At 39.3% G+C, this 11326-nt stretch carries 9 protein-coding genes; 6 read left to right on the forward strand and 3 right to left on the reverse strand.

Annotated features, from left to right (window positions below; all coding sequences use genetic code 11):
* Positions 1–52 precede the first annotated feature (52 nt).
* Both ilvM and ilvG read right to left on the reverse strand, forming a co-directional pair.
* Complete coding sequence (gene ilvM / locus I6F50_RS07250; protein ID WP_165728087.1) at positions 53–298, reverse strand: acetolactate synthase 2 small subunit; 246 nt, start codon at positions 296–298, stop codon at positions 53–55.
* Positions 295–1944, reverse strand: a complete 1650-nt coding sequence (ilvG, locus tag I6F50_RS07255) for an acetolactate synthase 2 catalytic subunit (protein WP_197175824.1) — start codon at positions 1942–1944, stop codon at positions 295–297. The genes ilvM and ilvG overlap by 4 nt, the downstream gene beginning before the upstream one ends.
* A 553-nt stretch (positions 1945–2497) precedes the next feature.
* Here ilvG and I6F50_RS07260 point away from each other — a divergent pair.
* The 6 genes from I6F50_RS07260 (at position 2498) to I6F50_RS07285 (ending at position 9557) form a co-directional block, all read left to right on the forward strand.
* Positions 2498–4168, forward strand: a complete 1671-nt coding sequence (locus I6F50_RS07260) for a phosphoethanolamine transferase (RefSeq protein ID WP_197140517.1) — start codon at positions 2498–2500, stop codon at positions 4166–4168.
* Positions 4165–4536, forward strand: coding sequence for a diacylglycerol kinase (locus I6F50_RS07265; protein ID WP_024605310.1), 372 nt, complete (start codon positions 4165–4167; stop codon positions 4534–4536). Before I6F50_RS07260 ends, I6F50_RS07265 begins: the two co-directional genes overlap by 4 nt.
* On the forward strand, positions 4527–6473 hold the full coding sequence (locus I6F50_RS07270) for an LTA synthase family protein (RefSeq protein WP_197140519.1): 1947 nt from the start codon (positions 4527–4529) through the stop codon (positions 6471–6473). The genes I6F50_RS07265 and I6F50_RS07270 overlap by 10 nt, the downstream gene beginning before the upstream one ends.
* A gap of 63 nt (positions 6474–6536) precedes the next feature.
* The gene (locus I6F50_RS07275) at positions 6537–7211 is read left to right on the forward strand and encodes a response regulator transcription factor (RefSeq protein WP_007377292.1); all 675 of its coding nucleotides are present in this window, start codon (positions 6537–6539) and stop codon (positions 7209–7211) included.
* Positions 7192–8628 (forward strand): HAMP domain-containing sensor histidine kinase, encoded by a 1437-nt coding sequence (locus I6F50_RS07280; RefSeq protein WP_165741078.1) that lies wholly within the window; start codon positions 7192–7194, stop codon positions 8626–8628. Before I6F50_RS07275 ends, I6F50_RS07280 begins: the two co-directional genes overlap by 20 nt.
* Before the next feature lie 50 nt (positions 8629–8678).
* Complete coding sequence (locus I6F50_RS07285) at positions 8679–9557, forward strand: TraB/GumN family protein (RefSeq protein ID WP_197175826.1); 879 nt, start codon at positions 8679–8681, stop codon at positions 9555–9557.
* Positions 9558–9604: 47 nt separating this feature from the next.
* Here I6F50_RS07285 and I6F50_RS07290 read toward each other — a convergent pair whose 3' ends face one another.
* A complete protein-coding gene (locus I6F50_RS07290; protein ID WP_197175830.1) occupies positions 9605–11014 on the reverse strand; it encodes an ATP-binding cassette domain-containing protein in 1410 nt (469 codons plus the stop codon).
* Between the last annotated feature and the right edge of the window lie 312 nt (positions 11015–11326).

The raw sequence follows: 11326 nt of genomic DNA on the forward strand, positions 1-11326 counted from the left end.
TGGTGAATAACCGAGTGACTCAGTTACTCGTAAATTATTTTGTAATTCGTAATTATACAGCCTGTTGGTGCTGTAAATTTTGTAAAGTGACTTCTTTTACATCCACCAGCTTGTTTAGCTGGCTGGTTAATAGATGAATAGGTTTATCACTATCTACCGTCATGGCTACGTTGTATAAGCCATCATCTATATTGAGCTGAAAATGCGTTAGGTTAAAACCACGATGACGCACCACTCGTAAAAAGCGTTCTACCGCTATACTTTGGCTTTTTAATGCAATAGTTAGGCTGTGTTTCATTTTGCTTTCTCCGTCATCATTTCGTCGTTAGCAGCCCCAGGTGGTACAAGTGGCCAAACATTTTCTTTATCATCAATACAAGCATGTACTATGTACGGGCCTTTGCTGTTAACTAATGCTGTAATAGCATCATCAACTTGGTTAGCATGGGTAATTGTTTGCCCTGGAATACCAAATACAGCAGCTAGTTGCACAAAGTCTGGGTTATCCGAAAGGTTAGTTTCAGAGTAACGTCCTTCAAAAAATAGCTCTTGCCATTGGCGAACCATACCCAAGCGCTGGTTATCTAAAATTAATATTTTTACAGGTAAATTATTACGGCGAATCGTGGCCAATTCTTGAATATTCATCATTATTGAGCCATCGCCCGATACAGTGATAACAAAGTCATCAGGGCGTGCTACTTGTGCGCCAATAGCAGCCGGTAAACCAAAGCCCATTGTGCCTGCGCCACCACTGCTTAAATGATTGCTCGGGTGAGTAAACTTCATGTGTTGTGCTACCCACATTTGATGCTGGCCAACATCGCAACACACAACGCCAGTTTTTGGCATGCGTTGGCTCAGTTGGTTTAATAAGTACGGTGCGTAAACCTTCTCACCTGGGTAATCGTAACGCCACGCGTGCTTGATATTCATTTCTTTATTTGTGTCACACCACGCTTTAGGTGTTACAAAGCACTCAAGTGCAGGTAACGACGTTTTTAAATCAGCAATTAATGAAGCTTTAGCAGGTTTTCGCTTACCTACTTCAGCGGCATCAATATCTAAATGAATTACTTTAGCTTTAGCTGCAAATTTAGCTAAGTTACCCGTTACGCGGTCATCAAAGCGCGCACCTATACACACAAGTACATCACATTCTTGCACGGCAATATTAGCCGCTTGAGTACCATGCATACCTAGCATACCTAAGTAATGCTCGTAGTCAGGTAACACACTGCCTAATGCTTTTAGTGTTGATACAGCCGGCATCTGAGTTTTATTTAAAAACTGCATTAACTCGTCTTGCGCATCAGCGGCTTGTACACCACCGCCTACGTACGCTACAGGCTGTTTAGCCTCACTCAACAATTGATTAGCAATAGCAACTTGCTTTAAATCTAACTCAGGTAAGTATTCATCAGCTGCAAGCCAAGGCTTAAATGGTACTTGCGCCATTTGAATATCTTTTGGGATATCGACAAGTACTGGACCTGGTCGGCCGCTTTGCGCTAAATGAATTGCTTCTTGTAATATCTCTGCTAAGTCTTCCGCTCGTTCTACCATGTAGCTGTGCTTAGTACACGAAAGCGACATACCTAGTACATCTATTTCTTGAAACGCATCTGAACCAATAGCTGCAGTAGGCACTTGGCCTGTGATCGCCAATAATGGCACTGAGTCCATCATCGCATCAGCAAGGGCAGTTATTAAGTTAGTTGCACCTGGGCCCGATGTTGCAAAACACACACCTAATTTACGCGTGCTGCGAGCATAACCAACAGCTGCAAACCCTGCACCTTGCTCATGACGAGTAAGGTAGTGTTTGACTGGCGCGCCATACAGCGCATCGTAAATTGGCATAATAGCTCCGCCTGGGTAGCCAAATACTTCATTTACGCCGTGTTTGGCCAATAAGTCGATTGTTAGTTCTGCGCCTGTCATTAATAAACCCTCATTCCTCAGTGACAACCCAATTACATTTTTACGCTAAAAACTTTGCCCTTAAAACTAAAAAGCCCTCCGAACGGTTAAGTGCGGAGGGCTTTTTTAATGCTTAAGTTTTTAAAGCACTACGAAGCCCTCGCGGGAATAATCACCACGATAATAATCAGGACTAGGTTAAGTGCGTTTGTAAGCATGTAATTAATACCAAATTTTGTTCAATTATCGCGAAGGTTATTCCTTCGCTCTCTTTTTATATTAGTACCGCGCTAGGCCCTTTAAGTCAACACCAAAGTTAATCTAACAAAAAGACTAAAAGGCAATTTATCAGGTTTTAAAATTCATTATACAAGCTAGTAGTGGTTTTTTTATGCTCTAATTTTATTCTCAGAAATTCACTATTCTTATATCCCTTATTTAAGGTTTGATTAATTTTTAAGAATATTTTTATAAATAAAATTATTTATCACCTTCAGGTAATGCGTAGGTTCTCTTAAGCGACTCTTAAGTGTTGTTGCATAGCATGGCGTTGTTATTTTAAACGAGCCTAAATATGAACGTAATTAGTCAAACACCAGCACAAAAAAAGCCAAATCGTAGTAAACGGTTTTACATTCACTGTAGTGCAAATTCCTTTGTAGTGATGATTGCCTGTTATTACTGTTTAGTTATAAACATTCCTTTTATTCAAGGTTCGTTTAGCGCCATAACCTCTCTTGCATCTTTTTCATGGCTATTTTTACTTTCAGTCCCGCTACTTTTGTTATGCCTTTTAATTATTTTCTTTTCGATAGTGTCGGTTAGATGGTTATTAAAACCAGTTAACTATCTTTTACTGATAATTTCGAGCGCCGTGCTTTACGGCTCATTAAATTACGGTGTCGTGTTTGACTATTCAATGATTCAAAACACGTTCGAAACCGATTCAAGCGAAGCGCTGAGCTATTTAAATCCGCAACTCATAGCCTTTTTACTGTTGTTTTGTGCGCTACCTGTTTTTATATTAAGCAAAGTAAAAATACACTTTACTCGCCCTCATCAAGAAGCGATTAGCCGCATAAAACTTATTATTGCCTGCTTAACGCTAATTGCTTTAGTGGTCGCTAACTTTTACGCCGATTACGCAGCCACTGGTCGTAACAACCGCATTTTGAAAAAAGAAATTATTCCGTTTCAATACCTCTCTAGCGGTTATAAATATATGCGCGATCAGCTGCTGTATACCAATATAGAATTTAAAAATATAGATGCAACACCCACTCTTATTGCGCCTAACACCACCAGCGTAACCGTTATGGTTGTTGGCGAAACCGCACGAGCAGAAAACTTTGCTTATCAAGGTTATAAGCGCAACACAAATTCTTACACACAAAAGTACAATGTGACGTATTTTAATAATGTGGCGTCTTGTGGCACCGCTACTGCTGTGTCTGTGCCGTGTATGTTTTCACTGCAAACACAAGATAACTTTGATCGATTAGCAGCCGACAACCAACAAAACCTGATTGACTTAGCACAACAAGCTGGCAGCGATGTATTGTGGGTTGATAATAACAGCGGCTGTAAAAACGTATGCCCTCGTGTTGTTAACATTGATATCCCAACCACCCCATCAGCGCTTTGCGATGGGAAATATTGTTTTGATGAAGCACTCCTTGCTCCACTTAAACGCAAACTCGCTAATTTAAGCCAAGCTAACACCGTTCTTGTCCTACATATGATGGGCTCACACGGGCCAACTTACTTTAAACGCTACCCAGATAAGTTTAAGCAATTTACGCCTACGTGCGATAGAAGCGACATTCAAAACTGCTCACTCGATGAATTAGTTAATACCTACGACAACACAATTGCGTACAGCGACTTTGTTAACGCCCAAGTAATTGAGCAATTAAAAGCACTGCCAAACAACATAGATAAGCAGTTTTTATATGTCTCTGACCATGGTGAATCACTTGGCGAAGCCGGTGCTTATTTGCATGGTTTTCCGTATAGCTTTGCCCCAAGTACACAAACACATGTCCCCCTTTATATGTGGGCTGATGAGCATAACCAGCGCATTACTAATACCTGTTTAGCTAATTTAGACACCCGCGCTGCGCGCTCACACAACAATATTTTTCACACCCTTTTAAATTTAATTGGCATTAAGAGCAAAACATATCAGGCATCGCTTGATTTACTTGCTAGCTGCCAAACAACACCAAGCGAAATACAATTATGAGCAATAAAACCGTTATAAAACGCCAAGGCTTAATGCGCCTTATTTTTACCTTAAGCCATTCTTTTAACGGCTTAAAATGGATGAGTCGATTTGAAGCGGCGTTTCAACAAGAGTTAGCACTGTTTTCGTTACTCGGTGTGTTTGTGTGGCTACAAGAAATTGCACTAAGCGACAAGTTATTACTGATAGCCAGCCTGCTTTTTGTATTGTTTGCTGAGCTGGTAAATACGGCAGTTGAGGTTGTAGTTGATAGAATTGGCAGTGAATACCATGAGCTTTCGGGGCTAGCTAAAGATATTGCCTCTGCAAGCGTGTTTATAGCTATGCTAATTGCCGCTCTTATTTGGTGGGCTGTGTTATGGGCATAAAGCTAACTTTTATACCTAAAATACAAAATGCACTTGGCCCTGTATGGATTTTTGTTGTATTTACTGTTTTGGCACTTAGCTTTTTAACACTTGCTCGCTTTGGATTAAGTGTATGGCAAGGGGAGCGTGTATTTGGATCGCATGCGTGGTTATCTATATTTATAGGTGGGTTAAGAGTAGATATAGCCACTCTAAGCTACATTATTATGCCCGCATTACTACTTAGTTTACTGACGCAAAGCGTAGGTTGGCAAATTAAAGTACGCGGCCTCATTAAAATTTATTTAGTGGGGATGTCTGCTTTACTCGTTTTTTTTGAAGTGATTACGCCTACATTTATAAACGAATACGATTTACGCCCAAACCGCTTATTTATAGAATATTTAATTTACCCTAAAGAAGTCTCAAAAATGATTTTTTCAGGCTATAAGTTAGAAGTATTTATTGCTGTTATAGCACTTATTTTAAGCTGTAAATTTGCAGGTAAAGTATTTGGCAATCAATGGCAAAGTACGTCATCACTAACAGGCTTAAACCAATCAATTTTAGCGCTCGTTTTAGTATGCTTAACTATTTTGGGCGCGCGTAACTCATTAGGGCACAGACCACTTAACCCCGCCATGGTCTCGTTCTCTACTGATCACTTACTTAACGACTTAACCCTTAACTCACTTTATAGCGTCGCATTTGCAGTTAAGCAACTCTCTAACGAGCAATCAAGCCAAGACTATTATGGCAAAATGCCTACCGATGAATTGCTTAGCATTGTGCGTAGTAACATGCAAAACACGCAAGCCGCATTTAATGATGTAACCGCCCCTACAAAAACGTTTCATGAAGCAAGTAATATAGGTAAACCCAAAAATTTAGTCATTATTTTACAAGAAAGTTTAGGTGCTCGTTATGTAGGCACGCTTGGCGGTTTACCGCTTACACCTAATATAGACGCCCTTTATAAACAAGGCTGGGGGTTTGATAATTTATACGCCACGGGTACACGTTCAGTGCGTGGGATTGAGGCGGTAATTACAGGGTTTACACCCACACCTTCGCGTGCGGTTGTTAAGCTTGATAAATCACAACGTGACTTTTTTACCATTGCTGATTTTTTAGCGAAGCAAAATTACAACACGCAGTTTATTTATGGTGGCGAAAGCCATTTTGATAACATGCGCAGCTTCTTTTTAGGCAACGGTTTTAAAAGTATCGTAGATACAAATAACTTTAATAAAATAGATTTTAATGGCTCGTGGGGCGCATCAGACGAAGACTTGTACGACCAGGCCGACATAGAACTTACTAAGCTTAAAAATCAAAACAAACCCTTTTTTAGCCTTATATTCTCAAGCTCTAATCATAGCCCGTATGACTTTCCTGACGATAAAATAACGCTGTACGATAAACAAAAACAAACCCGTAATAATGCAGCAAAGTATGCCGATTACGCACTAGGCACGTTTATCGAAAAAGCTAAAAAATCGAGCTACTGGGACGACACTGTATTTATAGTTATTGCTGATCACGACTCGCGTGTATCTGGGGCGAGTTTAGTACCGGTTGATCACTTTAAAATTCCGGCCGTTATTTTTGGTAAAAATATTACCCATAAACGAGATAGCCAACTAGCCAGCCAGCTCGATATTCCTGTGACTCTACTGTCTTTAATTGGCGCAAGTGGTAAGCACCCTATGATAGGTCATGATTTATCAAAGCCAATTAGCGACAACAAACAACGCGCAATGATGCAATACGACAAAAACTTTGCCTACATGCACGATAATAAAGTGGTGGTGTTACAACCACAAAAATCAGCAACCACCTATACGTATAGCAATAACCAGCTTGTGCCATGTGAAAACGATGAGCAACTAGTTAAAAAAGCCCTAGCCCACGCGAACTTGGGTAATTTAGCCTACACAAATGGTTGGTATCATTAACCAAGTGACTTGATAATAAAGCCTTGTTAAAGTAACAAGGCTATTTTTATAAACCGAGTAAACATGAAAATCCTCGTTATTGAAGACTCTGAAGCACTAAGACGCAGCTTGCAAGTTGGCCTTAGCAACCTTGGTTTTACCGTAGATGAAACTGGTGATGGCTCAGAAGGGTTGAGTATGGCACTGAGTGGAAACTACGACCTCCTCGTGCTTGATTTAATGCTACCGAGCGTTGATGGCATGAGTATTTTACAAGCACTGCGCAGCAGTAATAGCCAAAGCCGTGTGCTAATTTTATCGGCACGAAGTGAGCCTCAAGATAAAATTAACGGCCTTATGAAAGGCGCTGACGATTATTTAACTAAGCCATTTTCGTTTGAAGAACTCCATGCTCGCGTCCTTGCATTACTTCGTCGTGGTTCACTGCAAAACCAACAAAATACCCTTACCGTAGGTGATTGCGTATTAGATCTGTCACTTAAAACGCTTCATTACAAGCAACATGCCATTGAGCTCACGCGTAATGAATACAAAATAATAGAATGCTTATTTAACGCCCCAGAGCGAGTATTGGGGCTTGAGCTTATAAGTGAAGCGGTGGTAGGGCAGTTTGATATGCTCTCTAAAAATGCGCTTGAAGCACACATCTCAACCATACGTAAAAAAGTAAGACAGTTTGATGGCGAGCTCCCGATAAAAAATAAACGTGGATTTGGTTATGTCGCAACAACAAAATAAAAATCACTCAATAAAACGTAAACTCGTTAATAATATTAGCGCTGTGATCTCTGTTATTTTATTCACCATATTTTTAACCGTTGATCTAAGTGTTGATACTTGGGTGGAAGATCAGTTCAATCAGTCTCTAACTAACAAAGCTAACTACTTAAAAACCTTAGTTGAGGATGACAACAACGTAGTTGAATTTGATTTTGCTGGTGAGTTTATGTCGGAGTATGAAGCAGCCGATGCCACGGAGTTTTACCAATTATGGCATGGCCGTGATGTGTTTGAGCGCTCGGACTCATTAGAGCTTTATGAAAATGCTAACCTACCTTTTTTAGAAATGCCGATAAACGAATCTAAAATTATAGATTACGAGCTTCCTAACGGGCGTGATGGCCGCGCACTTATAAGTCACTTTGTAGCCCAAAAAGACGATAGAAACCCCACTCACTCTGCTGTTTTTAATACCATGACTCTTGCGATTGCAGCGCCGACAGCCGAACTTAATAAAGTACTGATTATTATTGATGTGGTCTTTATTTTAACCTGTGTACTTGGTGTGTTTGGTGTGCGCTATTTAGTGACACGTATTGTAAATAAAGGTCTGCACCCGCTACACAACTTAAACGACCAAATTAAGTTACTCGATATTACCGGTGTTGCGCAAACAATAGAAAGCGACTTTAAAGTAGAAGAAATAGAACCTATACGTAACGAGCTAAATAAGTTTATTACCGTTAATCAGCAACTCTATAGTAATGAAAAACGCCTAACAAGCGACATTGCACACGAGCTTAAAACCCCAATAGCTGAACTAATAAGCCTCTCAGAAGTGGCTATTCGCTACCCTGACGATAGACGCATTAGCGACACCTATACCAGTGATGTGCTTAATATTTCACAGCGTATGAAAACGATTGTTAGCAACCTATTACTGTTGCAGCGCTCAAGTAGCAGTGCAATGCAATTAAATGCACAAAATATCATTCTAAATAACCTAGTAAATCAAATTGTTGATGAGCTGACCTTTAAGCACCCAACTATTAAAGCGCGTTTAAATAATGAGATAACTGACGAGTTTACACTTAATGCTGACGAATTTAGTTTAAATACCATTTTATGTAACTTAATCGATAACGCACTATTTTATGGACTCCCTGAGGCACCAATTAAATTAACTGCCGTAAATAACAGCACAAACATGACCATCTCTGTTAGTAACAAAGTAAATAAACCACTAAGTAGTGAACAGCTCACTGCTATTTTTGACCCGCTCTATCAGCTAGATTCATCTAGAACTAATAACCAGCGCCATGGTTTAGGATTATCAATTGTACAGAGCTTATGTAACTTAAATGGCTTTACTATCACGGCCAGTAATACCGAAAGCAATACGTTAACGTTTATATTAACGTTACCTCTGAAGTAAATTTAGGTTAGTATTTACACTACTAACCTTCGAGATTTTAAGGACAAACCATGAATGCTCTTACCCGTATTAGCCACTTTTTTATTGTGGCATTGCTTATAACATTTAGCCTTAACAGCTATGCAGCTCCCGCCTTATATAAAATAGAAAAAAATGGCGTCAGCTCTTACTTATTTGGCACTGTACACGTTGGTGATGCCAGCATGAAAGGCTTACCTAAAAATGTAACCGATGCAATTAGCGCAAGCAAAGAAGTCATTGTTGAAGTTGATATAAGCAAACTTACACCACTTGAAATGCAACAGCGCTCAATGCCATTTATGATGCTAAGTGACGGTAAAACATTACAAACTGAGCTTTCAAAGCAAAATTATACCAAGCTAAAAAATTACTTTGCTAAAAAGTCGATTGATATTGCTATGTTTAATGGCTTAAAGCCTTGGGCTGTTATGGTGACTATGATGCAAATTGAATTTCAAAATGCAGGATATTCAGATAAAACCGGCATAGACAAGCAAGTGCTTAGTTATGCTAAAGAGCATAAAATAAAAATTGGTGAGCTTGAAACTCTAGAGCAACAACTGCAAATGTTTGATGGCATGGCGCTATTAAGCAATGAAATGATTGAAGAAACCTTTGAGCAACTCAGCGATATTAATACTTACTTTATCAAATTAGTTAATGCCTGGAAAAACGGGGATATGGATACACTAACCGATTACTACAACATGAGTTTTGATGACAGTAATTATGGTGAAATTAGCGAGCAAGTAATGCTAACTAACCGCAATAATAATTGGGTTAAACAACTCACACCGCGTTTAGCAAACGAGCAACTATTTATTGCCGTAGGCGCTCTGCATTTACCTGAAAAACACGGGTTACTTAAACAGCTACGAGATAAAGGCTTTAGCGTTACTCGTCTTTAAAATAAAAATGGGTTGAGTGAATTTTCGCTCAACCTTTCTCTGAGCTTTTAATTAAAGTCTTCCATTTTTAAGTAATTCTCTATTCCTTTAATTTTGTCTGCCGCATGATGATTTACATAAATCACAGTACTTGTATTAGCAGCACAAATTTTCTCTATTAGTAGCAGTACACGTTGCCTGTTTGCTTCATCTAATCCTAAGCAAGGTTCATCTAAAATAAGTAACGTTGGATGCTTTACCATAGCTCGTACAATTAAAAGCATACGTTGATCGCCGTACGAAAGCTGGGTGAATGAGGTGTTTTGCTTGTCACTTAAACCAATAAATGCCAGCCACTGTTGAGCAATATTAACTTGTGCGTCGCTCGGCTTTTGATATAAACCTATGCTGTCATAAAAACCAGATATAACAGTATTTAAAGCCGATATACTTACGCGATAATCCATATGTAGCGCGTTAGATATAAAACCAATATGCTGTTTTATATCCCAAATACTCTCCCCTGTCCCACGTTTAAAACCGAACACTTCAATGTCATTGTTATAACACTGTGGGTTATCACCTGTTATTAAATTTAATAGGCATGTTTTACCTGAACCGTTCGCTCCAGTAAGCTGCCAATGCTGATGCTTTTTTATAGTCCAATTGAGATTTTTGAATATGCTTACGTCACTATAACTAACTTTAGCATTACTCAATTTAACTAAGGTATTACCAGTGAATGTCTTTTGCTCTTGTTCGGTATCAGGAGATGGCACATCCAATGAAGTATGCTCTAAATGAAGTAGTTTTAGTAAGTCACTTAATTGCTCACTACTTGGCTTTGCTAAAGTATGTAACAAGCAGCCTTGGTTTACATAACCATAGTGAGTAATGAATGAAGGCATTTCGTCTAAGCGGTTTAGCACAAAAACAAAAGTAATCGTGTGGCTAAGCTCTATGAGTATTTTATTAAGTTGCTGGCAAGATTGTACGTCGAGTCCATCAAATGGCTCGTCAAGTACGACTAACTCACTATGGGAGCTGAGTGCTTTTATAAGTAGGAGTTTACGAGTTTCACCCGTTGAAAGGTCTCTAAAATGCCTATTTAGTAATGAGCTAAATTTAAATAATTCTATTAGCTGCGCTAATAACTCATCATTATTACTATGCCCTGTAAAAATAAGGTCTTTAACGAGGGAGTGCTTTTCATGCTCTAATTCTTGAGCTAGTAACTGTTTATGCGAATCTGAAGACACGAGCATAAGCTTATTAATACTACTTATACGCTTACCACTTTCGCACTTAGCTTCACCAACTAACGCAGCTGTCAGTGCAGATTTACCGGCTCCATTAGCACCTAGAAGCAGCCAATGTTCTCCTAGATTCACTTGCCAATCTAGGTTGCATATGTCGTAACGACTTTTGCCTTGCCCTTGTAAGTAACCATTAAATTGCTCAAGCGTAATTGACTGCACTAACTTTTCCTAATAAACCTTAAAACAGCAAGTTAACGCATATTAAAAGAGCTTAGCAAGCTTGTTATCTGCAAAATTAATTTATTTCACTAGGGCGTGTTGATCTTTGTGGATTGAAATTTGTTCAATCTAGGGGCGATTAAATCGCGGCGCGAGGTTTGTAACCTAGTGGGCTAAGTAAAAACCGAGTAAAGCTTCCGCGTCCTGCTCACGCCCCTTACCTACATCCATGTAGGCAACAAAGAGTTAATCGTCCCTAGAAAGAACCCAATGGGCAGCGCATGTTTGGTATTTATGCTGCGTTATCGCCTA

Origin of the sequence: Pseudoalteromonas sp. NZS127_1, from assembly GCF_015864295.1 — a bacterium.
Classification (GTDB): domain Bacteria; phylum Pseudomonadota; class Gammaproteobacteria; order Enterobacterales; family Alteromonadaceae; genus Pseudoalteromonas; species Pseudoalteromonas arctica.